Here is a 24,188-nt window from a genome sequence, read left to right on the forward strand (position 1 = left end):
TATGCGAAAAAGCGGGGAAATATCCGCAGCGCATGAGCGCCGAAGGTGAACGTGTTGATTACGCCATTATGTCGGACAGCAATCCGGTTATTTTAATTGAGTGCAAATGGGCTGGAGAACCTTTAGAGAAGCATGATTCTCAACTGTTTCGCTATTTTGGAACTTCAACCGCCAAATTCGCTATCCTTACAAATGGACTGATTTATCGCTTTTATACCGACCTTGAAGAACCAAACAAAATGGATGAATCTCCATTTCTGGAAATTGATATGCTGAATTTAAAGGATACACAAATTCCAGAATTGAAAAAGTTTCAAAAATCCTCATTCAGTGTCGATAATATTTTTAACACGGCATCTGAATTGAAATATTCCCACCAATTCCGTGCCGTGTTTTCAGACGAGCTTCAGAATCCTTCAGACGATTTTTTAAAGTTTTTCCTTAATACCGTTTACTCCGGCGTTAAAACACAAAATGTTATGGAAAAATTCCGCCCTATCCTTAAAAAATCACTAAATGGCTACATAAGTGAATTGATGAATGATAAAATCAAGTCTGCACTCAATGCGGACGATGCACAACCATCCGTTACAGTTACTAATGATACACTTATCAATCAGGATTCTGATACAAATGTTGAAGCAGAAAGTAACTCATCAAGTAAAATCGTTACGACACAGGATGAGTTGGACGCTTATTTTGCTGTCAGAATGATTCTACATGACATTATCCCGGAAACTGATATTGCATGCAAGGATACTATCAATTATTTTTCCGTGCTATATCAGGGAAAAGTTACAAAATGGATTTGCCGTTTTTCATTCAATTCCGCGCATAAAACGCTTATTATTCCAGATGAGGAGAAAAAAGAAATCAAGTATCCACTTGAAAGTGTTTATGACATTTCAAAGCTTAAAGACTCAATTATAGAATCAGCAAGCCGTTATCTTAGGCAACACCGCACAGAAAAAAAGCTGCGGTAAGAAGCGAGATATGATAAAATAGGTATATGGATAAGCAGATGAGTATGTCAGCTCTGTGCGATGAACTGGCACAGGTGCGTACGAAGAAAAAAGAATTTCTCGAATGGGGAAATGGGTGGCCATGATCAAGCCATGCTACTACAAAGGAGAGCACGGAAACAAGCCCTATGATTTGGAACTGATGCTGCGGCTGTATCTGCTGCAAAACCTATATAATCTATCCGACGAAGCAACGGTGGCTGAAACGATCGACAGTCGTGCCTTTTCGGATTTCTGCGGCGTGGAATCAAGCAATCAGGTGCCGGACGGGGATACGCTGGGAAGATTTCGTAATATTCTCATACAAAACGGTTTGCAGGAGCAGTTGTTTGCGCAGGTGGCAAATTTGCTGCAACAAAAGGGACTGCTTCTGAAAAAGGGTACCATTGTGGATTCCACCATCATAGCCGCTCCGTCCTCCACGAAAAATCAGGAGAAGCAGCGAGACCCGGATGCACATCAGGTGAAGAAGGGCAATGCGTGGCACTTTGGCTACAAGGCACATGTTGGGGTGGATAAGGATAGCGGGCTTGTTCACACGGTTGAGGTAACGGCCGCCAATGTCCATGATGTCGCCATGACCTCCAAACTGCTGACCGGAGAGGAAAGCGTTGTATACGGAGACAGCGGATATTTGGGAGCGGAAAAGCGCGAGGATGCCATTATAAAGAACAATGCTGGCAAGCGTATCCGTTACAAGTTCAATCGTCGCCCATCGCAAATCAAAAAGGGTTCCAACAGGTCGCAAGCCCAACTCAAGCGCAGAGAGCACGAAAAGTCATCGGTTCGTGCCAAAGTAGAACATGTTTTTGCCGTTGTGAAAGGTCTGTTACGGTACCGAAAGACGCGATACCGAGGTCTGCAAAAGCAGACCGCCAAACTGAATATGATGTTTGCGTTGGCGAATCTGATTCTGGCTGACAGGCCCTGCCTGTCAGTCTGATTGCGTTTGCCTTCGCAGATATAATTGGGAGAGTTCCTCGCTGTTTGCCGCCTTTGGCAGATGGCGTGGATTTTTTATGCCATTGTGCGGTGTTGCCCTTAATTAACATTGCTTTCCCGGTCACTATGACCGGAATCTTTATTATATTTTTTAAAAATATCAATTTTGGTATAACATAAATATCAAAGAAAGGCGTGGTTACAATGAGTAGAGAAGAAAAGCTAATGATTAAGGTTTTGCGCGGAACGCAAGATGCAAATATTACTTTCAGCGAACTGCAGCGGCTCCTTTCTTCTCTTGGCTTCCAGTTCCGCGTAAAAGGTGACCATCATTTATTGGCGTGCCAATGTGGATGAAATTATTAACATTCAGCCTAATAAAAACAAAGCAAATCCGTGAAGTCGTTATAAAATATCAGCTTGGAGGCGGTAAAGATGAATAAGTATGAAGTTGTGATGTATTGGAGTGCAGCGGACGATGCTTACATCGCGGAAGTCCCTGAACTCCCTGGCTGCATGGCAGACGGAAAAACTCGCGCAGAAGCACTGGCCGCTGTGGAGCGTGTCATAGATGAATGGCTTGAAACAGCTGCCGCGCTCGGCCGCACCATCCCTGAATCCAAAGGGAGGTTGCAGTATGCCTGACATGAATGAACTCAGTATGCAATTAGCAAAAATCCGCAAAGAATCCGGACTGTCACAAACCCAGCTCGCGGAACTCGCTGGTCTGAAGCAGTCCAATGTGGCACGGATTGAAAACGGCTCCAGCGTGCCCACACTGTCCACTATGCAAAAAATTTTAAGGCCAATCGGTTACAAGCTGACAATTCAAAAATGCTGATCACTGCCCTGCATTTTGGCAGGGCATATTTTTTAGGAGGACGCAATGGCAAAACTCACAAAGCGCACAGATGGGCGCTAACAGCGTAAAATTACGCTTTCCGATGGCAGCAAATCGGAAGATGAGCAGAACTTGCTTCTAACGCATCTGATCGGCCGGGCGCTGACCTTTTGCGCACTTGGCATATACGCGGGACTGCGGCGGAAAGAAATACTGGGGCTGCAGTGGGGCGACTTGTCCGGCGAAAAGCTGACGGTAAACTGCGCAATTTCGTTCCCCGGCAATCATCAGGCCGACCCGGATCAATCGCTCAAAAGCAAGGCTTCTCACCGCACAATCCCCGTCCCGCCGCAATTGGCGGAAATAGCCGCCGCTGTGCGCAGCAGTTTGTACGTTGTCCCGGCAGCAGATGGCGGCATGATTGTCAAGCGACTTTGGCAGCAAGCCACGCGCCTTGTGTCAGGCGCCCATCCGCATATGCTGCGGCGCTCCTATGCCACAAGCTTGTACCGTGCCGGCGTAGACCTTAAAACCGCGCAGTATCTGCTGGGGCACTCTGACATTCGGATGACCGCAGAAATTTATACGCACATCGCTCAGCAGAATGTCGCGAAAAGCGCCGACAAAATTACAGCCTATTTCAGTAGTCAGAAAAGCAAAAGTAGTCAAAAGGTAGTCAAAGCCGAAAATGAATAAAAGAAACCGCATGGGAAAGCCTTAAAGAATGGCTCAACCATGCGGTTTTTACTTGGTCCGAGTGGCGAGACTTGAACTCACGGCCTCTTGACCCCCAGTCAAGCGCGCTACCAACTGCGCCACACCCGGATAACAAACAGGAGTATTATACTACAAAGCGGCAGAATTTTCAATCCTTTTTGCAGAAAAATTTGCAGAATCCCGCAAATATCATCTGCTTTCCGCTGCGCCTGTTTGTGATTATAGCACAACCGAACGCACAAGTCAACCAAGCGCTGCTGCCTTTAAAACCGAACCTGCAGCTTCCGAAATTCTTCCGGAGAGCAACCTTTCAACTGATGAAACACACGGTCAAAGGTAATCAAACTGTTAAAGCCGACTGCCTGCGCCACATCGCCAATGCTGTAAGTGGAATCCATCAGCAGCGCCTCCGCTTTTTTAACGCGATACGCATTGAGATACCAGTGAAAACTTTTTTCGGTTGTTTCCTTGAACAACCGTGCAAAATAATACTCGCTGAACCCTGCTGCCCCTGCAACATCCCGCAGGTGAATATCCCGCATATAATTTTCCTGAATAAACGTCAGTGACTTGCTGATTTTCTGCAGACCGACCTTCTTTTTCCCCTTGTTTAAACCGGCAGCCGCCATAGTTTGCCGCATGGACGCATTGTGGCACAGCAGCACCAGAATATCTAATATCCTTGCGATATAGTAGAGAATGCCCACGGACTCTTTTTGCACATTAAACTGCAGAATTTTTTTAATTTCAGAAACAATCCGCGGGTAAACCTCCAAATTGGCGGGCGTAATCAGCTGCTCTGCAGAAAGGCAGGACTTGGCGTCCTCCATGCTCAGGTAGCAATGAAAATCCTCCAGCTCAAAGTTGATAAAAACCCGCACGCCGTCCGGCACTTCTCCCTCGCAGGTATGAATATGTCCGCCCGGAATAAACAGAATGTCGCCTTTATCAAGCACATAGCGCTGAGCGTTCACGGTCACAATAAACGATTGCTCTGCCACATAGATAATTTCATACGCATTGTGCCAGTGCGATGGATAGTGAAAGTGTGGGTTCCGATCCACAATCACGCGAAACGGAAACGGCTCCTCGAAAATCCCTTTTTCATGAAGTCCCTCGATTCTCATTAGATTTCTCCTCTCTATTCCTTTTCAAATACCCATTTTCTTTTTCTATCAAAGTTATAAATATCGGGATTTTTATTACCATGATATCGTATCTTTCTTGAAAATTCGGATGAAATATAGAAAGAAGCAGTCCGTCCGGTAACTGATGCAGATTCGTTACCCGGCAGACTGCTTCTTTAAAAAAAGCTTACACAGACCACAGGAAATTGCTCATCCCAGTTTGGATTTAATCTGCGCCTGTGACTGCTGTTTGTACTGCTGCGCCGCCTGCGCCGGCGTTTTGCCCTGCTTAATAAAGCCGCTCACCACATTGTTCAGGGAATAGTCCTCAATGGCACCGGCGTTATCAATCTGAGCGCATTTTTTGCTGTTCATCATGTACATTTCCACATCCGCTTCAGTTGGAAAGCCCTTTTCCAGCCATTCTTTTGCCTGTTTGTCGCGCGTTTTATAATCAGAGCCGTACGGTGCGGCAAGTTCCTCGAAAATTTGGAAGACGACCTTGGGGTCTTTGACGCCTTTGGGAATGGTCATGCCGCTGGGACTCTTGAACCATCTTGCATCCGATGTGCTGGACGGCCCCTTTGGCGTGGGAACACAGCCAATCTTATAGCTGAGCTTCGTGTCTGTCGGAATCATGTACAGTTCCACATAGAACATGGCGAGATTTCCTTTTTTGAAGTCATCGCCGGTTCCGTCGCTGTACCAGTTCGCCTTAGAGGAACGGTCTTTCAGATAGGCCACTTTATCAACGTTGTACAGTTTGTTCATGAAGTTAAAGGCTTCCACGGTTTTCGAATCGTTGATGCCGGTCTTTTTGTTGGTTTCATCCAGCAGGTAACCACCATTAGAAGCGACAAACAGGGAACCGAGCGAATACGGAATACCGCCAACACCCCACTGGTCGGTCTTACCATCGCCGTCTGTATCCTTTGTGGCTGCCTTTGCAATCTGCAGGAAATGGTCCCAGTCCCACTTGCCTTCCTTATACAGCTCATCGGGCTGCTCCATGCCCAGCTTTTGAATCAAGTCCCGGTTAAAGCCAATCAGCCCGCCGGATGTTCCAATATCATAGGTCGCCATATCGTAGGTTTTGCCGAAATACTTAACCGGCGTCAGGATTTTTTGCTCATTGAACATATCGCAGTTTTTGGGCGCAATGTCGTCCAGCGGCTGAATCATATTGGCTTTCGCGGCGCTGATGCTCATGGATGCGGAAATGTTGATGAGATCCGCACACGGCGCACCTGCCATAACGCTGGCTGTCAGCTTTTTATAAAGCTGATCGTAGGGAATATTGATGTACTTAATTTTGCAGTTGTATTTCTTTTCAATACGCTTCATGTTTTCGAGATCTTTCATTTCTCCCTTAGTTGCCTTTTTAGGGTCGAGTTTTTCCGCTGTGGTTGCCGGCACGTGCTGCCAGTTGTACGCAATGGTGATGGTGCGTCCCTTTAAGTCAACCGGTTTGTATTTATCCCATGGGCCGGAAACAGAAGACGCCGTGGAAGCCTTGCTGCCTGCCGAAGCTGTGGTGTTCGCGGTTTTTGCCCCGCTGCTACCCTGGCTGCACCCTGCCGTCCAGCCAACCATACTGGCAGCCAGCAGCAGGCATACGGTACGTTTAACCTTTTTCATCTGACACACTCCTCGTCACAAATAATGATATTGATGACTGCCGGCTTTCACCGGCAGAAATAGAAACCGAAAAAACAGCTCTGCCTTTAGCACTGTGCAAACAGCCGTCAGCCGACAATGCCGCTGCGGTCAATGCTTTCCATAAAGCGTTTCTGCAGAAACAGATAAATGATAATCAGCGGAACAATCACCAGTGTAATGCCGGCGTGCACATACAGCGTCACCTCATTCGGGTCTTTGAGGTTCAGCAGGGTGCCGATTTTATCGGACAGTGTGGAAATCTGATTTGCCAGCAAGCTGGAGTTATCCATAAACAGAGAAGCATAGAAAATGTCGTTGTACTGCCAGACAAAAGAGAACAGCAGCACGGTGGTAATGGCGGCGCTGGCGTTTGGCAGCATCACCACAAAGTATGTGTAAAACGGCCCTGCGCCGTCAATGAACGCCGCCCACTCAATCTCCTGCGGCAGGCCCTTGAAGAACTGCCGGAAAATGTAGATGAACAACCCCGAGCGCAGCCCCGAGCCTGTCAGCGTCATCAAAAAAATTGGCAGCGGTGTTCCCAACAGATTGACCGGCCCGCCCGCAAACTGCTGAAACAGTCCCAGAAAGTCAAAGTTACGGAACTGGGAGTACAGCGGCACCATAAACGTCTGCACTGGTACCACAAAGGTCAAAATCACCAGCGCAAACAGCAGGTTATGTCCGGGAAATTTAAACCTTGCAAAACCATAGCCGACAAACCCGCAAATGAACGTCTGCATCAGCATCAGCAGGAATGAGTACAGCAGCGTGTACAGCAGCGAGCCCGGGCAGCCCAGCTGCTCCCACACCTCAGTAAAATTATTCAGCGTTGGCTTGGTTGGGAACAGGTACACCAGTGGATTGTAGTAATCGCTGATGTTCATAAACGAATGTGAAATCATGCCGATCAGCGGGCTAAGGATAACATAACTTAACCCAATAAAAATAATGGCAACGAAGATTTTCTGCAGAACCTGCGCCACCGCACGGAACCCGCGCTTCGTGCGCAGCCTTTTCTCTGCCAGCGCCTGCGGCGATTGTTCCGCTCGCGCTTTCGCGGCCGGTTTTTCTTTGATTTTGGCGATACAACCGGGAATACTCAATTTTTCGTCCCCCCTGTAAAAACTTTGGTAAAGCCCCGCGGTTCTTGGCGCGTCAGCTCTGGTAAAAAACCTTTCTGGAAATTAAGAACCCGCAGATGCCAATGATTGAACAGATCACTGCGGAACTGATGAGGCACATCGCGGCACTCAAACCGAAATTCATCTGGGAAAACGCAGTGGTCTGCTCCAGTGTGATGATGTCACTCTGCGCGTACAAATCCACAATGGTATACACCACGTTTGTAAGGATTAGCGGACTGACCATCGGAAACGTAATTTTCCAGAAGGTTTCGTAGCCGGTGGCACCCTCAATCTGCGCCACTTCATACATGGACTTTGGAATAGCCTGCAGCGCAGCCAGGAATACAATAATCTGCACGCCGGAATTGCGTACAATCTCATACAGCTTGCCGACCGCCGCAATTAGATACTCAATAATCTGCTTGGGCATTCCGAAGTCCGTCAGCGCCATGGTGATGGACGTAATGTTAAAACCGGTGGTCTGCTGGCTGTTGGTTGCAGCTACGGCTGCAGTGGAAACACCGCCCATCATGTTCTGCATATTGACCGCCAGCGCCTCGGTAATGGCAGGGCACGCCATAATGACGGGAATGAAAAAGATGGCGCGCACCAGTGCCCTGCCCTTAAACTGCCGGTTCAGCAGCACAGCAATGAACAGGCTGAAAAAAATAATCAGCGGTACGTCAATCACAATGGTGCCGGTGGAGCTAAGCAGCTGCTGCACGAAAACCGCGCTGCTGCGCAGGGCATAGTTAAAGTTACTGCCACCGACATACTGCAGCGTGTAACCGCCGCCGTCCTTAATGGTCAGTTTGTTGAAACTGAACAGAATGGTCTGTACCAGGTCATACGCGAAAAACGCGATAAAACCAACCGCCCAGGGGGCAATGAACAGCAAACCGACTGCCCTTTGGCGCGACTCCAGGGTTCTGCCCCGTTTTTTCTTTTTTTTCAACTGCGGTCCCCTCCCAACGCATAGCCGTTGGCGTCAACGGTCACAGAGCCAATGGTCACCGGACTTGCGGTGTTATTGACGTAAACAGAAATGCCGTTGTCATACACCGTTTCGGTAACGCCTGTCTGGCAAATGCGGAATTCATTGATTTTCGCGGTGCGCAGTTTCGCGTACACTGCGTTCATTTTCTTGTAGTTTGCCGTTGCTTCATCCAGCCAAGTGCGGTAATCCGTCGAGTAATAGGTCTGATACGCTGTATCTGACAGCACCGAGCCGTTTTGGTAAGAGAAGAGATAGTGCGGCATTAAGCCGTATGCCATCATCTGCCGAACCTGCGCATCCGCGTCCTGTGTTTCATTCAGATTTGACGCCTCTCCGGCATAATCTATAGAACCGTGAATCAGCATTTCATAAAACGGAACCGTCTGGTCAATCAAGTCAAACCCGTTTCCGTCCGCGGGAATATCGATCAGGTTCTGCGTGTACGCCCAGGCGTAGGTATTGGCATCGGCAATCTCCAGCGGGCGGTTCTGCTGCAGCTTTTTCAGCTGCGCTTCATCAATTGCCTGCGCCGCACTGCGGTCGATAGGATACGACTTTTTCTTATCCGACACCAGCAGCGAGCCGAGGTCGCGCAGGGAAAGTCCCGAAACACCGACTTTCTGGAACTTTGGCAGGAACCGGTCCACAATGTCCGGCAGCGCATTCGGGGAAACCACGTTGAAACTGCCTTCGGTATCCGTATTGCGCATAGAAAGTGTGGCACGGTTGTAAAGCGCGGTTTCCACAGAGCGCTGGTCTAAGTACCGTGCAGACTGCTTTGCCTTCTGGTAATGACCGGTGTCTCCGTTCACCTGCTGAAAGGCGGCGTCCAGGTAAAGTCGACTGCTTTTGCTCGAAAGCGTGCGATCCAAATCCTGCAGGGCGCCTTTGCTGCCTAGCTGCCGCACCAGAGAAACCGAACTGGGAACGTCGTTGTTTATGCCGCGGTTAAACCAGCCGAGGTACCGCATCTGAATGTTTTTGACACCCTGCTCCTGCAGCTCGGAAAAGATGGTTTTCGCCTCTCCATAGGTTGTCATCGGCACAATGCCGGGGTACGCAACACCCATCACATACTTCGTTTTCTCCACTGCGCCGACAATGTCCAAATAAAACGGAACGTCCTCTGTTTTGCTCAGGGGCTTGAGCACTCCGCTTTGGGTCAGGATGTTCCGGTAGTACCGCGCCATGCCAGAGTAATCGGCGTCCTTGCGCGTGAGGAAGCAGTACCGGATGTTAATGTCCCCGTGGTAAAGCGCATTGTCGACAATGTTCATCTCGCCGCTGGTGCCGTCTGCCTGTGTCGTCTGGATTTTATCCGTTGTACGCAGGGTGAAGCGTGGATGCACCGTGTTGTACGGACACGCCTGCCCGCTCACGTCGGCAACAACGCTTGCAGTGCCGGCACCCTGGTTCAGGTAGGCAAAGACCGCGTCGCCGTTCTTCCGGATGCCGAACACTGGCATCCGCGCCGCCTCGGTAACTTCCGTGCGCACGTCCTTTCCCGCGGCAGGATCGTCCCCGTAAATCTGCTGCATATAGGTGCTGCTGCTTTTGCCGCCGTTCGCGCCATTGTTAAAGTTGATGATGCCGCCGCAGCCGCTGGGCACAAACAGGTACCCCTGATCTTTGGTAGAGCCGGCAGCAAAATACGCAAGCGGCTCAATGTACAAAAGCTTGTTGGCGCCTTTCTCCACAATTTCCTTTGTCGGGACAGATACGGAGAGTTGGTCGCCCTGCAGCTGATACACCAGGGGAATCACAAAGTAACTTGCTTCGCTGGAGGTTTTGACGCCTGCGCGCCGGTTGTCCTGTGCCAGGTCTTTGCTGGTATAGCCTGCTTCCTGAAAGCCCTTCAGAATTTTCCCAACGATGATGTCCGACTCTTTGGCCGACTCCAGAAAATCCATCTGCCCTGCTTTTTTGTCATCCTCCACGTAATTGTCCTGCATGGCTTCTTTGTAATCTTCTGTGCTAACCTTGGCAAGGATTTGCTCCAGGCGCTCTTTGGTCAGAACTTTCGGAATGCTGTCGGTCTGCACGGAAACCGTACCGATGGTGTAGGTAACCTTGATGCCGTTGTCCACAGACTGGATTTTAAACTGCTTTTTCTGCACGCTGTCCGTATATGTACAGTACTGCTCGGTGTTGCGGTTGCTGTCAAAATAGCCCAAGTCAATCTGGGATGCCAGCGTGTCGTGTGCATTGCCGCCGGAGCCGAGTCCCGGCGGGTTGGTGTACCAAACCTTGCCGGTGCGTTTGTCCAGCACCGCCACTTCGGTTGTTTTCGGATTGATGAAAAGCATCAGCGTGTCGTTCTGCGCGGCAATCTCCATGTCTTTCACGCGCGGGTCCGTGCCTTGTGCTTCAAATTCCTTTGCGGCAGCGGCGGCAGTGCGCGGCAGCAGCGCAGAATAATCATATTTTTGATAGGAAAAAAGGTTCCAGACCAGTGCGCCGGCCACAACGACGCAGACCGCAGAAACCAGCGCTTTTTTCTTCCACTTTTTCACAATACAATCACCTCTTTCATAGATTCTCACGGAGCCAAAGGCTTTTTCCGTGCGCTGTTACATTCGGTACAGCAATTCGGTGTAAATGCTTTTGACAAACACACAGAACTGCTGAATCAGCGACGCAATCATGACCGTCAGAAAGAGGATGATGCAGATGCTGAGAAACGTCAGGAACAGCATGCCGAACGTTTTGGCAACCGAGTAGTTGTGAATGGTCATTACGCTGGAAAACATCAGCATCAGAAACCACACAATCGCAATGCCGATTAGCACATGGTAAAATGCCGCCTCATCTGCGGTCATCACATTGCTCAAAAGTGCCACGGGAATAAAAAACAGAATCATCGGCGTCAAAGAAAGGGAGGCTGCCATAGCAATGTCGCGAAACGTACCGTCGCCATCCATCAGGCTTGTCACAGACCAGCTGCCCGCGCACCACAGCAGAAACGCCAGCGACACATAGCCGAGATCCGCGAAGGTGTTGTACGAAAGCGGGTCGTTAGGATTGATAATGAATCCGGTGTACTGCTTTAAAAAGGAATAGGAAATCCAGAACAAAATTAGATTTACAAAAATGATGCTTGTGTGCCCCTGCTTCTCGTACTTCATGTTGTAGAAACCATCCACCGGATGAAACAGCACGTATTTCGGCAGGGCAAAATACGCCTTCAGCTTTTCCATGATGCCCGCCCCTTTCCTTTCTGCTTTGCCTTTTTATAGAAACTCCTGCCCACAAAGAATGCCACAAGCAGGCACAGCACCAGAATAATTTGTGTATTGTGCGAGCGCAGCCATTCGTTGCGGTAGCGGTGAAATGCAATGGAGTAGTCCCGCTTATCCATGCCCTTTTTTAGGTACGTCATGGCCTCCGCGTTTTTGTTCTGCGCCAGCAGGGACTTGCCGATGCCGGTGTACGCCAGCTCATAGTGAGCGTCCAGCTTCAGCACATTGTTCCAAACCTGCACCGCCTGCGTTTCCTCTCCGTCGTAGCTGAGCGCAACCGCCCGGTCAATCAGCTGCCCATACTGGGTCGGCTGGAACAATACAATCTGCCCGCGCGTCTGGTCCAGCACATACAGATTTTCTTTCCAGTTTGCCAGAGCAACAGGCTTTTTAAAGGAACCAAGCTGGTCACCGAGGCTGCCGAAGATGTAAAGCAGGTTGCCCTCGCTGTCATAGGTGAAAATACGCCCGCGGGTACTGTCCAGGGCAGCGTACACGCCGTTTTCGCGCACGGTGATGTCCTGAAACTTGCTTGGCCCGCTGTAAGAGCCCTGTGTGCGGTAGGTCAGGTCGCCGGAAATAGGTCTGGTTGTGTTGTAATTCACCAGAACATCCGCACCGCTTGGGTTAATTTTCCGGATATTCTTCGTTTCTGTGGTGTTGGCATCCGTGGCATACACAAATCCGTCCTCGTCAATGTCCAGACTGGTAAACTCCGTGGGGATGAACAGCTGCATCTGGGAACGCTGTGCCTTCGTGGAAATCGTGCGCCAGAACTTGTCGGCGAAGCTCACCTGCACCTTCATGGAACCGTAGTATCCGTAAAAGGCACCGGACTGGTCAAAGCCCATAATGCCGTCCGTCACGTTTTCGGCAATCACATAATACCGATTGGCGCTGTCCACCCCGACTTTCAGTGGGGAAAAGACAAAGTCGCTGCCCACCAACGTACTTTTGCCAACCCCAAAGGTCTGGTACAGTGTACCATCCGCATTAAGCGAAACAATGCGGTGGTTGCCGGTGTCTGCAATATGGATTTTCCCATCCTTGCCGATGGTAACGCCCTTGGGCCCTTTGAAACTGTCTGCTTTTCCGTTGTTGACAAACTGGGTCAGCACCCGCTTCTCGTGCATTTTCGCGTCCAGTTCCACAATGCGGTTGTTGCCGGTGTCTGCCACATAAAGGCAGCCGTCCGGCCCGACCGCCAGCCCACTGGGCGTGCTGAACGCGGCCGTACCGCAGTCCTGTCCAGTGTAAGCGCAGACCGGCTGGTACGGAACCGGCGAGGGAACCACCCGCCCCCAGTAGTCATAGTTGTAACTTTCATACGGCACATCCGCGTGCACGGCTGTGGTCAAGGAACAAACTGTCAGCAGGACGGCCGCCAAAACGGCAATTCTTTTTTTCTTCATTCTGTCAGCCCCTAATCTTTCATTCCCGATGTGGACATCGTTTCAATGACATTGCTCTGCGTAATCAGGAAAATGATAATCGGAATACTAATCATAATCAGGCCAATGGCGCCCGCTGTGCCCTGGCGGGCAATGCCGCCCTGGGCAATCTGGTTGAGCGCGTAGCTCAAAGGTTTCAGTTCCTCGCTGCGCAGGAACCCGGCGCCGGAAACGCCCCACAGCCCCTGAAACTGCAAGAGCCCCAGCGTCAGCCACGCCGGCTTGACATTTGGCATGACGACTTTCCAGAAAATCATGTACTCCGACGCGCCATCCAGTCTGGCAGACTCCAGAATGGAATCGGGAATCTGCTCCATAAACTGCTTCATAATGAACAGCCCCAGTCCGGAAGAAAGCGCCGGAAGAATCACCGCCAGATATGTATTGTTGATGCCCAACTTGGAGATGATGATGTAATTGGGTACGGAGGTGACCACCGGAGAAAACATCAGGGAGAGCACTACCATCTTAAACAGCACATTGGAACCCGGAAAGCGGTGCTTCGCCAGCGGATAAGCCGCCAGGGAAGAAAACAGTACGTGCCCCACCACACCGCACACCACAATTATCAATGTGTTGATGATGTACCGGCTAAATGGCACCCAGGAGTCAGACATTTCCGTACCGAGCGTTTCGAAGTTTTCAATGGTTGGATGCCGCACAAACACATCTGGCGGCATTTTGAAGTATTCATCCAGCGGTTTAAAGGCATTGTTGACAATCATGATGAGTGGAAACGCCATAAACAGCCCCATGACCGCCAGAAAAAGGAACATTGCAAAGTTGCCGCCGGCAGAGCGGTTGACACGGTGCACCTTAATCCGCCTGCGCTTTGGATTTCCGTTGATTTGTTTGCTTTTCATCTCAGTCTGCCACCCTCCTTAACAGACGGTTCACCAATTTGTTGGATAGAACCATAATCAAAAACAGCAGCGTGGCAATCGCAGACGCGTACCCCATTTCAAACCGGATGGAACCGTAGTCAATCAAATGCGTCACCATGGTTGCGCCCGCATAGTTGACACTGGGGTTGCCGCAGAGGTTAATAGAAATATCGGAAACCGCAAAGGACTGTGTAATCTGCAGTACCGCGCCCAGCAGCAGCTGCGGCTTCATGGCAGGCAGCGTAATGTGCCACAGCTCTTGCCAGCGGTTGCGGATGCCGTCGATGGCGCCCGCCTCGTACAGGGTTTTATCCACCGTTTGCAGGCCGGCGATGAAAACCAGAAAACCGGTGCCAAGGCTCAGCCAGAGCTGAATGATGATCAGCAGCGGCATGATGTACTGCGAATCCTTGAACCAATTGATTTCACTGGTAATCAGCCCCAGGTGCAGCAACAGCGAGTTGGCATAGCCGTAACGGTCGCCGCTGAAAATCAGCAGCCAGACGAAGTACGCGTTGCCGCACAGGGAGGGCGCATAAAACACAACGGTCAGAAATGAACGCAGCTTCGGCCCGAAGTCGTTAATGATCCATGCGAAGAAAAAGCAGGCAAAATAGCTGACCGGCCCGGTGATAATGGCAAACAGCAGCGTGTTCTTGACGGCAATGGTAAAGATGTTATCCTCCAAAAACAGCTGGGTGTAGTTGCGCAACCCCACAAACGACGGCGGTTGCAGCACATTGAAATAGCAAAGGCTCAGAACCATGGACGCCGCCACCGGCAGAACCGTAAACAGAAAAAACAGAATAAAGTAAGGCGCCATCATGACATAGCAGGCACGGCTGCACTTCATGTTTTCCCACAGGCCGTGCTTTTGCTGCGGCTGAATTTTGGGAACAACGGCGTTTCCGGCGTCTTTTGTATGTATCTTCAATTTCTCCGCCTCCTAGGAATCCAAGCGGAACTCTTCCCGCTTGCTTGCAATTTCGTCATTGATGGCTTTCACATTGTCCATCAGCGCCTCGCGCGCATCCTCCGTCTGGTCAATGACCACGGTAGAAAACGCATTTTGAATGTCGCGCGCGGTGTAGTAGGAACCTGGCACCTGCGGAATCCCCTGCACGTGTGCAAACGCTTTGGCAATGCTGTTGTAATCCTCCGCAGGCCACGGCAAGCGCTTCAGCGCTTCGATATTTGCGGTCGGGTAGCGGGCAGATGCGCCCTGCAGCGCTTCCATTCCACGGCCGTAAGCGGTCTGCACATCCGCGGAAGTCCACCACTTCAAAAACTCCCACGCGCTCTGTTTGTCTTTGGCATTCTGCATGATGATGGTGGCTGTACCGGTAGAAGCCGCCGCATGACTGACCGTGCCGTCTGCCTGCACCGTACCGGGCACCTCGGTAAAGCCCCACAGCCCCTTGATTTCCGGCGCGGCAACTTGCAGCGTATTATAAAGGGTGTAATCGCTGACAACCAGCGGCGCTTCGCCGGTACGGAAGCGGTTCTGTACATCGAATTCGCGTGTCAGCGTGTAAGCCTGGTAATACTTCACCCATTCTTTAAAAGCGTTGACCGCTGTTTTGCTGTCGAGTGCGGAGGACTTGCCGTCCTTTGTGTAAAACTGGCCGCCATTCTGGTACAGGAACATTCCGTAAGAGATATCCGCGGACGACCCTGCCCCGCCCTGCTGGGCAGTGTTCAGCGGCAGCATACCAAACTCCATGTGGTTTTTGCTCAGTACAGAAATATCGGCTTTCACATCGTCCCAGGTTTTCGGAACGTGCATATTGAGCTTTTTCAGAATATCCTTGCGGTAAAACAGCATATTGAAGGTCTGGGTTTCCGGCAGCGCATAGGTTTTGCCGCGGAACGTAAACGGCAGCATCGCACTGCTTCGAAAGCGCTTCTCAACCTCCTGAAAGTCCGAAAACTGTGACAGATCCGCTGCCGCGCCGCGAATCCCGTAATTCATTGGCGTATCGCATGTGACCTGCATGGCAACATCCGGCCCCTGCCCTGCCAACGTAGCCTGCAGCAGCGTGCCCTGCGGCACGAGCATTAGGTTGACGTTAATGCCGGACTGCTTGGTAAAGGATGAATCAATCAGCGACTTGATGGTGTCTGCCTGGTCGCGGCCGGTGCCGATCCAAACCGTGATGGACTTCGCGCTGCTGCCGTTTGACACATTTCCCACGGCGTTGTAGTCCGTGGTAAACGAACTGCCAAGCAGCTTTAGCTGATGCAGCATTCGGTCCCAAAAGGTATTATGCAGCACCGGCGCCTCTGCGGACGGTGGCTGAATGGTGAGAAAATCCACCTGCAGCGGCATACTCGCCACCTGCGTCAGCCAGGTTCCCAGTGAACCGATATTGGTTTTGAAGCTGTCCTTTTTGCCCGGAATCTCCTCAACATCCCGGTAAAAATCATTCAGCTGCTGCGTCACCGTTTGAATCAACGCTTCCTTGTCGCTGTTTTTACCGGTCAGACTTTCAATTTTCTTTTCGACGCCCACCAGCCGAACGTACTCCTGCCAGATTTGCTTGGAGAGGTTCGGCAGGTTTTTTGCCACCTGATAGTCGCGCCATTGGTCGGTATCCTCGCCGGTCAGCATAATGACCTGCTGATAAATGTCATTCAAATTCGTAACGCTGGTCTGCACATTGCGCAGGATGCTGGCTGCCGCGCCTAAAACCACTTTCAGCCGCAGGATGTGCTCCCCTTTGGTCAGATAAAACAGATACGGGGAAGCATCCCCCAGTGTTTTTTCGTACCAGTCATTGTCATACTGGAAGGCAATCTCTTCCATCTCCCGGAACGGCACTTCGCCGTCAATCTGCAGTTGGCGCGGTACATACAGCCCCTGCATCCAGTTCTGCTTCACGTGCATACCGATTTTGTAAAGCCCGGTTTCCGGCACGGAAACTTTCCACTCGATCCACTGCCCCGCCTGGCACCAGTTGGCACCGCCGACGGAGTTTAAGCGGATGCTGCCCGTGCTGGGCGGCTGCACAGAAGGACTGGAACGATCCGAAAGCGGTGCAAAGGTCGGGTCGGAAGATTTGTAAACGCTTTCCGCCTGCACCGTAATGCTCTGCCCGGATGCAGCTTTGTACCCCTTCTCTTTGTACTGCGCACTGACCTGCTGATATGTCGGCACCTCTGGCTGCTGACAAATCTGCAGCTCTCGCAACAGCATGGGTTCTTCCTGCGAAATCAGGCGGACAGTGTGCTTTCCGGCTGAAAAATAGAACTTCAGCGGCTCGGTATAGTACCCGCTGGCGTCGTAAAGAAATTCCTTGCTCCACTCCGGTTTTTCCACTTCGTCAGGCTTCAGTTCATTGCCCTGATTGTCTTTCTCAAACTTACCGGATGCAAACCCCCACTGCCGCGAAAGCTCCACAATGCCCGCTTCCGCGTAGGGCAGCTTGCCGTCTATGTACACCGCGCGGCCAATATCGGCGCTTTTGCCCTCCACCGGGTAATACTGCAACGCCAGATTGTACAGCCCCGCCTGCCGGATATTCACCGTCCACTCAATCCAGCCGGACTCACCGGTCAGAACCGAAGTGCCCGAAACACCCTGATAGTCCGCATAGCGCTTAACCTCCATGCCGCTGACCTGTGTGTAGTCCTTTGCCTCCACCTCGTAAGTATCTGCCGGAGAGGCAGCGTTTTTGTACTGCTGCAGGTAATCTTCGTACTTGTACTTGCTTTGCATGGAAAACGTATCGATTTCATCTTTGCCGCTCTGTGATTCGCTGACTTGCTGTGCGGCAGTCTGGGTGCCCGTGTCTGCCCAAACCGGGCTGGGACTCATCTGCAAAACCATGGCACACGCCAGCACCGACGCAAGCAGGGCCTTCATTCTCTTCCTACACTTCATGAATACATCATCGCTCCCCTTGAATCATCAAGATTATTGCCCCAAAACGCGCAAAGCGCGTAAAAGCTTTCTTAACAGCTTTTGCTGTACATTTTTTTCGCAAATTTCCCGAAAACACGCAAAATTTCAGGAATGCCTATCATTTCAATATAAAAATGAACGATTTATCAAATATTTATTAGGCGTTTTAACAACCCCAGTATAAAGGAATCCATATTTTTTTCAATATGTAATCTAAATCTGGGCAATATTTGAATAATTTAAGGCAAAATATGAATATTGCACAATTCGTTTGCACATTATTTTAATTTTTAAGCGATTATAATCTTACATTTCACGACTGCCAAACAAAAAGGGACATGGCAGCCTTCCGTTTTCACAGGTAAACTGACCACTGTGAATCCGAAAAGCGCCATGCGCCTTTTTCAAAAAAACGAGCAGAGCCCGCCGTATCCCTTACGTCTGCGGTTCTTCTTTTGCAGCTGCCGCCGCTTCTCTCGCGGCAATCCGGCGTTTGAGCCAGCCGCCTTTCCAATAGTACAAAACGAACAACAAGGAGGACAGTACCCAGGAGATGGGATAGCTGAACTCCACTGCCTCTACCGTATGCCACAGCGGCAGTGCCGCCACCAGCCACACAATCCGCAGGCCGCACACGCCAAAGCAGGTAATGGCCGTCGGCACGGCAACGTCCCCGCAGCCCCGCAGGGTGCCGGAAAAAATTTCAATGCAGATATACGTCATGTAAACTGGAACCAGAAAATGCATCATCTGCACCCCCTGCTCCACCACAGCGGTGTCGTGGGAAAACAACCGGAACAGTAGGGCGCTGGACGGATACAGTACCCCGCTGATTGCCAGCGTAATCCCCACGGCCAGCCCCAGTGCCACCAGTGTGCCTTTTTTTACCCGCCGGTACAAACCCGCACCGAAGTTCTGACCAGCAAACGTGGTTACGGAAATTCCCAGAGAACTGATGGTCATCCAGAATAGAAAGTCGATTTTACCATACACACTCCACGCCGCCACCGCAATCGTGCCAAAGCCGTTAATACCGCTTTGAATCAAAATATTGCTCACACTGTAAAGCGAGCTTTGCAAGGCGGCAGGCAAGCCAATCCGGCAGATGCTTTTCAGAATCTCTTTGTCCAGTGTAATCCGTGAGCGCCGCAGCGTCCACGGCACGTTTTCACCCGCCAAACAGCGCAGTGTCAGCAGGGCGCTTGCCGTTTGGCTGAGCACTGTTGCGATGGCCGTGCCAGCCACGCCCAAATGGAAAATCGGCACCAGTATCAAATCCAGCACGATGTTCAGAACGGATGCAAGCATTAAAAAATACAGCGGGCGCTTGGAGTCGCCCACTGCGCGCAGGATACTGGCGCCCATATTGTAAATCATCTGCGGAATCATACCCAGAAAGTAAATGCGCAGATACAGCACCGCCTGATCCAGAATATCCGCCGGCGTGCCCATCGCCACCACAGCCGCACGGGCAGTCAGCAGCCCCAGCACCGTCAGCACTGCGCCGCCCAGCAGCGCAAGCGCCAGCGCCGTGTGCACCTGCCGGCTCACCAGTTCCAGCTGGTCAGCGCCGTAGCTTTGCGAAATCACCACACTGGCGCCGCTGCAGAGCCCGACAAAAAAGCCGACCAGCAGCTGCACAAAGGAGCCTGTCGCCCCAACCGCAGCCAAAGCTTTGGTGCCCACAAAATTGCCGACAATCAGCGCATCGGCTGTGTTGTACAGCTGCTGAAAAAAAGTGCCGAACCAAATCGGCAAAAAGAAGAGAAGCATCTGCTGTGCGATGGAACCCTTCAGCATCGCATTTGCCGAACAAGTCTGTTTCATATTTCCTCCGAACCTCTTCAAATTCCCGCTTTTCACGAACTTTCCGCAAAAATAGCCAGTGAAATTCAGTTTACGACAAAACACGCAAAAAGTAAACCCTTACCCACATACCACAAAAAAAGCGCGAACCGTCGTGAAACGGCACGCGCCTTTGCCTTTAAAAATTCGCTTACTCTTTCAGCCAGATTTCAAAGTCACTTACGGAAATTTTGCCCTCCAGGCACTTATCGCGCAGTGCGCGTGCACGCGCGGACCACTCCAGAAATTCCTCACGCGTCATCCTGCCGTAGCGGATACGCGCGTTGTGAGTTTTGTAGGCGCGGTTGTACAGGCGGAGAATCGGGTCTTTCATCTGCTTCTGCTGATACACGCGCACCGCACCCATCTGGCGGCAGGTTTTTTGCGAACCGTCGATTTTCCGGTCGCAATATTCGGCATTCATACTGCCGGTCACGGCGAAGTACCTGCCGCAGTTTTTGCACACTTTAAAGCAGACGCCGGCCTTCAGATACCCTGCCAGCAGAAAATGGTACAAATCCTGCAGCGAATGCGGATACAGTGCATCGACCATCTCCAGCGGCACCTCTTGCGCACGCAGCTCCTGCAGCGTGGGAATGACGGGGTACACGCAGTTTTCTGTTTTCCAAAGCGGAAACGCTACTGTGGGCAGAAACTCCGTAACAACAGTGGAATACTTCAGCGCGGAACGGTCGCCCAGCCGGTGCGTTAACAGCAAATCGGCGTAACGATCCACAAACGAACCCGCCTTTTGCTCGTCCACGTTCATGCACTCCTTGACCAGCAGCAGCAGGCTGTCCCGCATCTGCTTGTAAAGCGCCACCAGCCGCGAAAGCAGCCGCATATCAATGGCGATGGCCTGCCCCGCCGCCTGCGAAAGCACCTGGCTGGCAATTCCGAAGTACGGATGCCGCTCCATCAGCGTCAGCGAAAGCTGCCGCAGCTGCTCCCAGTGAGCGTGCACCTGCAACCCTGCATTGATTTCCAGAAAAATAGTTTCCGTGCGCCGCAGTTCCTCATAAATATCTTCAAAATCGCCGTAAATAAAGGAGATGACCGACTCGCCAAGCGGCATCTGCCGCATAAAGACTTGCATTTTTTTGTCATTTGCGTATGTCTGCAGTTCAAAGGTCTCCTCTTTCCCTTGAAAATAGACACGCAGGGATGTATTTCTTAGAATATCCGGGTTTTCCAAACGAATTTGCACCTCTTCCTGTGTTATGCAATATCAAATATTGCATTTAGTTATATAATCACTGTAATTTTATATGTTTCTAAACAGTGATGGATTCATAATGGAATTATAAAATACTATATTAAAATTGAGTATCTAAAATAAAATATGATTAGTATTATTTATTCTATTTTATAAGTATAACACCGTATTTTCTATTTTTCAAGGACTTATTCCCACAATTAGTCTATTTTTTGTGGATACGAATCACATCTGTTTTGCAAAATGCGCATGAAAGCAGCGTTTGTTGACCATTTTGGTCAATAAGCGCTGCTTTCATAAAAACCCATCTCAAGAATTCGTTAATCCTCTTAGACTACGCTCCTTTTTCTGTCAGTCGAAGTGTCATCGGCTGAATGAACGGCTCGCCGGCAATTTTACCGGTGGCTGCCGCACGTTTTTTTCGAGCTTGGATTTTGTCAGGCGGCCGGTTGAGGCAACACCTTGCAGCTGAGGGGACGTTCATTTTCATACAAGAATTTTCATCAAAATGCACCGTGTACATACCCTTTACCGATAAAATTATGAAAATGATTAAACTTTCTTTATAATCCTTTTTATGGAAGTCATCAAAAAGTGGACTTTCTTCTCCGCGATTATAGCAAAATCCGTGTATCGGCCAAAGGAGCGCCGCTGCGGAATTTAGGATTGCATTTGCGCCAAGTGCATGGTAAAATACAAATATATTATGGTTTGTTATAACTATATTATGTGATTCGTTACACGGAGTCTTATTTAGGCAGATAAATTACTGGAGGCCGGAAAAGAATAATGGAAACACAAAAAATTGTTACTGAGGCAAAGATGCTGGGAAAGTTTTCGTTGACCGTCGACGGCAAAACCATTTCCTGCCAAAAGCACCGGCCGACCCTGGTCTGGCTGCTGCTGGAAATTCTCATTTACACCCGCCGCAGTCCGCTTTCGGTTGAAGAGCTGATGAAGGTTCTCTGGGACCGCAGTTCCGGCAGCTCCGACCCGATGAACGCGCTGAAAAACCTGGTGTACCGCACCCGCGACCTGCTGCAGGAATCTTTTGGGGAAGAAGGCAGCCGCTTTATCCTATTTTACGGCGACACCTACTGCTGGAACCCCACACTGGAAACACACACAGACATCGACCGCTTCAATCGCTTATGCAAAACCATTGAAGACGCAAAGTCCAGTTCGGAAAGAATCCAGCTTTGTGCGGAAACCATTCATCTGTATGCGGGCGCGTTTCTGGATGGAACCGAAAACTCCCAGTGGGTGACAGCTACCCGTAAAGAACTGGAAGACCGCTTTGCACAGTGTATTGCCGCGCATTGCGAAGCCATGGAGCAGCAGAATCGTGCAGAGAACCTGCCGGAGTTTTGTTTAGAAAATCTGAAGAAAGCCCCCCTCAACATCAAGCTGCACCGCCTGACGCTGTTTTGCTACCTGAAAGCGGAGCGTTACGCGGAGGCACTTTCTCACTACAACAGCACCACCTCTCTGTTCTTTCAGGAAAAGGGTGTGGATGTTGCGCCGGAGTTGCGCGACCTGTACCGTCTGATTACCAAAAACTTTCGCCACGCGCAGATGGACATTTCCTTTGTACGGGAAGAGCTTCAGGAAGCCGCAGATATTCAGAACGCCTATTTCTGCGACTTTGAGGCATTCCGCAATCTGTACCGGGTAGAAGCCCGCGCCTGCGCGCGCAGCCATGAGTCTGCAACCATTGTGCTGCTGACGCTTGCCATGGCAGATGGCTCTGTTCCGGAAGACGGCAGCATTATCCGTGAGCAGAATGTGCTGAAATCCGCAACCATCTCCTCCCTGCGTGGCGGCGATATGGTGACAGCTTACAGCGACACTCAGTTCCTAATCCTGCTGCCGCAGGCAAATATGAAGAATGCGGAAAAGGCAGTGCGGCGTATCATTACCAATTACCACAAAGTCTGCCGCAACAAAGACCTTCGGATTCTTTACAAGTTCCTGCCGGTCGAGGTTCCCAACACAGCAGACTTCCGGAAGCCGGCTGAGGACGCCGCAGTCGGCGAGGGGGACTTATCATGAGTGAGCAGCCTTATACTGCCGCCGGCGCGGTGATTGTCGGCAACGTGACCTTCGGCGCAGGCAGTTCCGTTTGGTACAACGCCGTTGTGCGTGCCGACATGGCAGACATTACCGTCGGCGCGCGCACCAATGTGCAGGACTGCTGCGTGCTGCACGTAGATACCGGCTTCCCCTTAAAAGTTGGTGCGGATGTGACTGTAGGACACAGTGCGATTCTGCACGGCTGCACTGTGGGGAACAATTCCCTAATCGGCATGGGTGCCATTGTGCTGAACGGCGCGGTGATTGGAAACGACTCCATTGTCGCCGCGGGTTCGCTGGTACCGCAGGGGCGCGTGTATCCCGACGGCGTCCTGCTGATGGGCTCCCCTGCGCGCGTCAAGCGGCAGCTGACCGCGGAGGAAATCCAAAGCAACCGCGACAACGCCGCCTATTATGTGCAGGAAGCAAAAAATCAGCTGGCAAAGTAACTTTTCAAATTCAAAAAGAAAGCGGAACGGCTGCAGTTTATTCAGCAGTCGTTCCGTTTTTAGTTTTCGTTTTATTTTCTGCCGCCGCACAGCAAGCTGCTTTCAGCTGTCCTCATAGGTGCGCAGAATGTCCTCGGCAATGTCCAAACGCGGAACACGCTGATCCATTGCCTGCTTTTCAATGTAGCGGTGCGCCTCCGGCTCCGTTAAATGCCGGTACTGCACCAACGCACACTTTGCCCGACCCACCAGCTGCACCTCATGAATCTTTTTCTGCAGTTTCTCATTCTCTTTCTGCAGTGCTTCCAGACGCCGTCCAGATGCCGCCGCAATCCGCATGGACTGGTACAAAAGCATTCGGTTAATCGGTTTCTGCGCAACAATGACACCCGCCTGCTCTACCTTGGCAGAAACGGTTTCATACAGCTCGGCTTTGACCACCAGTACCACACCGACCTTTGTCTTTTCCGCAAGGTCGGTTGCAAGCTCATGACCAAACTCGTCTTTGAGCGGTGCATTGATAATGACCAGCTCATAGTCCTGCTGCATAACCAGCCGACGTGCCTCGCCGCCGGTTGCCGCACTGCCGGAAGCTTTGACCGCATGTGTGCCGAGAAAATCCAGAAAGTACTTTCGGCTCTTTTCCGAACTGGAAACGACTAAGACTTGTTCCAACCCTCTCACCAGCTTTTCTC

20 protein-coding genes, 1 tRNA gene and 1 pseudogene are annotated in these 24,188 nt (G+C 50.9%); 8 read left to right on the plus strand and 14 right to left on the minus strand.

Features of this window, described 5'->3' with window-relative positions:
• Positions 1 to 32: 32 nt before the first annotated feature.
• The 6 genes and pseudogenes from PXC00_RS09935 (at position 33) to PXC00_RS09960 (ending at position 3,501) form a co-directional block, all read left to right on the plus strand.
• Positions 33 to 983 carry a type I restriction endonuclease gene (locus PXC00_RS09935; protein WP_275846306.1) on the plus strand — a complete coding sequence of 317 codons (951 nt, stop codon included), beginning with the start codon at positions 33 to 35 and terminating at the stop codon, positions 981 to 983.
• Positions 984 to 1,021: 38 nt separating this feature from the next.
• Positions 1,022 to 1,965 (plus strand): annotated as a pseudogene (locus tag PXC00_RS09940) (IS5 family transposase).
• 203 nt (positions 1,966 to 2,168) lie between these two features.
• Entirely contained in the window at positions 2,169 to 2,321 is a 153-nt protein-coding gene (locus PXC00_RS09945) for a hypothetical protein (protein ID WP_275846449.1), read from the plus strand.
• Between the two features lie 78 nt (positions 2,322 to 2,399).
• Positions 2,400 to 2,609: a type II toxin-antitoxin system HicB family antitoxin gene (locus tag PXC00_RS09950; protein ID WP_275846447.1), complete on the plus strand. Its 210-nt coding sequence runs from the start codon at positions 2,400 to 2,402 to the stop codon at positions 2,607 to 2,609.
• Positions 2,602 to 2,805: a helix-turn-helix domain-containing protein gene (locus PXC00_RS09955; RefSeq protein ID WP_275846445.1), complete on the plus strand. Its 204-nt coding sequence runs from the start codon at positions 2,602 to 2,604 to the stop codon at positions 2,803 to 2,805. Before PXC00_RS09950 ends, PXC00_RS09955 begins: the two co-directional genes overlap by 8 nt.
• A 132-nt stretch (positions 2,806 to 2,937) precedes the next feature.
• Positions 2,938 to 3,501 (plus strand): tyrosine-type recombinase/integrase, encoded by a 564-nt coding sequence (locus PXC00_RS09960; RefSeq protein ID WP_275846443.1) that lies wholly within the window; start codon positions 2,938 to 2,940, stop codon positions 3,499 to 3,501.
• 53 nt (positions 3,502 to 3,554) lie between these two features.
• Here the strand turns inward: PXC00_RS09960 and PXC00_RS09965 are convergent.
• The 13 genes from PXC00_RS09965 to PXC00_RS10025 all read right to left on the minus strand — a co-directional run bounded on the left by PXC00_RS09965 (position 3,555) and on the right by PXC00_RS10025 (position 20,950).
• Positions 3,555 to 3,630 (minus strand) — tRNA-Pro (locus tag PXC00_RS09965).
• A 155-nt stretch (positions 3,631 to 3,785) separates the two neighbouring features.
• Positions 3,786 to 4,649, minus strand: a complete 864-nt coding sequence (locus PXC00_RS09970; protein WP_275846441.1) for an AraC family transcriptional regulator — start codon at positions 4,647 to 4,649, stop codon at positions 3,786 to 3,788.
• A gap of 210 nt (positions 4,650 to 4,859) precedes the next feature.
• Entirely contained in the window at positions 4,860 to 6,287 is a 1,428-nt protein-coding gene (locus tag PXC00_RS09975) for an extracellular solute-binding protein (protein ID WP_275846439.1), read from the minus strand.
• 107 nt (positions 6,288 to 6,394) lie between these two features.
• Entirely contained in the window at positions 6,395 to 7,414 is a 1,020-nt protein-coding gene (locus PXC00_RS09980) for a carbohydrate ABC transporter permease (RefSeq protein ID WP_275846436.1), read from the minus strand.
• 52 nt (positions 7,415 to 7,466) lie between these two features.
• Positions 7,467 to 8,390: a carbohydrate ABC transporter permease gene (locus PXC00_RS09985; protein WP_275846434.1), complete on the minus strand. Its 924-nt coding sequence runs from the start codon at positions 8,388 to 8,390 to the stop codon at positions 7,467 to 7,469.
• The gene (locus PXC00_RS09990; protein WP_275846432.1) at positions 8,387 to 10,945 is read right to left on the minus strand and encodes a DUF5696 domain-containing protein; all 2,559 of its coding nucleotides are present in this window, start codon (positions 10,943 to 10,945) and stop codon (positions 8,387 to 8,389) included. The genes PXC00_RS09985 and PXC00_RS09990 overlap by 4 nt, the downstream gene beginning before the upstream one ends.
• A 57-nt stretch (positions 10,946 to 11,002) precedes the next feature.
• On the minus strand, positions 11,003 to 11,629 hold the full coding sequence (locus tag PXC00_RS09995; protein WP_275846430.1) for a YIP1 family protein: 627 nt from the start codon (positions 11,627 to 11,629) through the stop codon (positions 11,003 to 11,005).
• Complete coding sequence (locus PXC00_RS10000) at positions 11,617 to 13,083, minus strand: NHL repeat-containing protein (protein WP_275846428.1); 1,467 nt, start codon at positions 13,081 to 13,083, stop codon at positions 11,617 to 11,619. Before PXC00_RS10000 ends, PXC00_RS09995 begins: the two co-directional genes overlap by 13 nt.
• Positions 13,084 to 13,094: 11 nt before the next feature.
• On the minus strand, positions 13,095 to 13,985 hold the full coding sequence (locus PXC00_RS10005) for a carbohydrate ABC transporter permease (protein WP_275846426.1): 891 nt from the start codon (positions 13,983 to 13,985) through the stop codon (positions 13,095 to 13,097).
• A gap of 1 nt (position 13,986) precedes the next feature.
• Positions 13,987 to 14,940 carry a carbohydrate ABC transporter permease gene (locus PXC00_RS10010; protein WP_316934942.1) on the minus strand — a complete coding sequence of 318 codons (954 nt, stop codon included), beginning with the start codon at positions 14,938 to 14,940 and terminating at the stop codon, positions 13,987 to 13,989.
• A 12-nt stretch (positions 14,941 to 14,952) separates the two neighbouring features.
• Positions 14,953 to 17,889, minus strand: coding sequence for an extracellular solute-binding protein (locus PXC00_RS10015; RefSeq protein WP_316934943.1), 2,937 nt, complete (start codon positions 17,887 to 17,889; stop codon positions 14,953 to 14,955).
• A gap of 456 nt (positions 17,890 to 18,345) precedes the next feature.
• Complete coding sequence (locus PXC00_RS10020) at positions 18,346 to 19,737, minus strand: MATE family efflux transporter (protein WP_275846422.1); 1,392 nt, start codon at positions 19,735 to 19,737, stop codon at positions 18,346 to 18,348.
• A gap of 169 nt (positions 19,738 to 19,906) precedes the next feature.
• On the minus strand, positions 19,907 to 20,950 hold the full coding sequence (locus tag PXC00_RS10025; protein WP_316934944.1) for a DUF6076 domain-containing protein: 1,044 nt from the start codon (positions 20,948 to 20,950) through the stop codon (positions 19,907 to 19,909).
• Positions 20,951 to 21,760: 810 nt separating this feature from the next.
• On the opposite strand from PXC00_RS10025, the gene PXC00_RS10030 reads away from it, so the two are divergent.
• Positions 21,761 to 23,023, plus strand: a complete 1,263-nt coding sequence (locus PXC00_RS10030; RefSeq protein WP_275846418.1) for an AfsR/SARP family transcriptional regulator — start codon at positions 21,761 to 21,763, stop codon at positions 23,021 to 23,023.
• The gene (locus tag PXC00_RS10035; protein WP_275846416.1) at positions 23,020 to 23,493 is read left to right on the plus strand and encodes a gamma carbonic anhydrase family protein; all 474 of its coding nucleotides are present in this window, start codon (positions 23,020 to 23,022) and stop codon (positions 23,491 to 23,493) included. The genes PXC00_RS10030 and PXC00_RS10035 overlap by 4 nt, the downstream gene beginning before the upstream one ends.
• A 102-nt stretch (positions 23,494 to 23,595) precedes the next feature.
• Here PXC00_RS10035 and PXC00_RS10040 read toward each other — a convergent pair whose 3' ends face one another.
• Positions 23,596 to 24,168 (minus strand): ANTAR domain-containing response regulator, encoded by a 573-nt coding sequence (locus PXC00_RS10040; protein ID WP_275846414.1) that lies wholly within the window; start codon positions 24,166 to 24,168, stop codon positions 23,596 to 23,598.
• Positions 24,169 to 24,188: the final 20 nt, after the last annotated feature.

The organism is Caproicibacterium argilliputei (genome assembly GCF_029211325.2).
GTDB classification, from domain to species: Bacteria; Bacillota; Clostridia; order Oscillospirales; family Acutalibacteraceae; genus Caproicibacterium; species Caproicibacterium argilliputei.

Excerpts from the sequence above, each read along its gene's own strand:
- PXC00_RS09995 (WP_275846430.1), bottom strand. The coding sequence starts at position 11,629 with ATGGAAAAGCTGAAGGCGTATTTTGCCCTGCCGAAATACGTGCTGTTT.
- PXC00_RS09975 (WP_275846439.1), bottom strand. The coding sequence starts at position 6,287 with ATGAAAAAGGTTAAACGTACCGTATGCCTGCTGCTGGCTGCCAGTATG.
- PXC00_RS10005 (WP_275846426.1), bottom strand. The coding sequence starts at position 13,985 with ATGAAAAGCAAACAAATCAACGGAAATCCAAAGCGCAGGCGGATTAAG.
- PXC00_RS10035 (WP_275846416.1), top strand. The coding sequence starts at position 23,020 with ATGAGTGAGCAGCCTTATACTGCCGCCGGCGCGGTGATTGTCGGCAAC.
- PXC00_RS10020 (WP_275846422.1), bottom strand. The coding sequence starts at position 19,737 with ATGAAACAGACTTGTTCGGCAAATGCGATGCTGAAGGGTTCCATCGCA.
- PXC00_RS10000 (WP_275846428.1), bottom strand. The coding sequence starts at position 13,083 with ATGAAGAAAAAAAGAATTGCCGTTTTGGCGGCCGTCCTGCTGACAGTT.
- PXC00_RS10015 (WP_316934943.1), bottom strand. The coding sequence starts at position 17,889 with ATGAAGTGTAGGAAGAGAATGAAGGCCCTGCTTGCGTCGGTGCTGGCG.
- PXC00_RS09970 (WP_275846441.1), bottom strand. The coding sequence starts at position 4,649 with ATGAGAATCGAGGGACTTCATGAAAAAGGGATTTTCGAGGAGCCGTTT.
- PXC00_RS09935 (WP_275846306.1), top strand. The coding sequence starts at position 33 with ATGAGCGCCGAAGGTGAACGTGTTGATTACGCCATTATGTCGGACAGC.
- PXC00_RS09945 (WP_275846449.1), top strand. The coding sequence starts at position 2,169 with ATGAGTAGAGAAGAAAAGCTAATGATTAAGGTTTTGCGCGGAACGCAA.
- PXC00_RS09955 (WP_275846445.1), top strand. The coding sequence starts at position 2,602 with ATGCCTGACATGAATGAACTCAGTATGCAATTAGCAAAAATCCGCAAA.
- PXC00_RS10030 (WP_275846418.1), top strand. The coding sequence starts at position 21,761 with ATGGAAACACAAAAAATTGTTACTGAGGCAAAGATGCTGGGAAAGTTT.
- PXC00_RS09950 (WP_275846447.1), top strand. The coding sequence starts at position 2,400 with ATGAATAAGTATGAAGTTGTGATGTATTGGAGTGCAGCGGACGATGCT.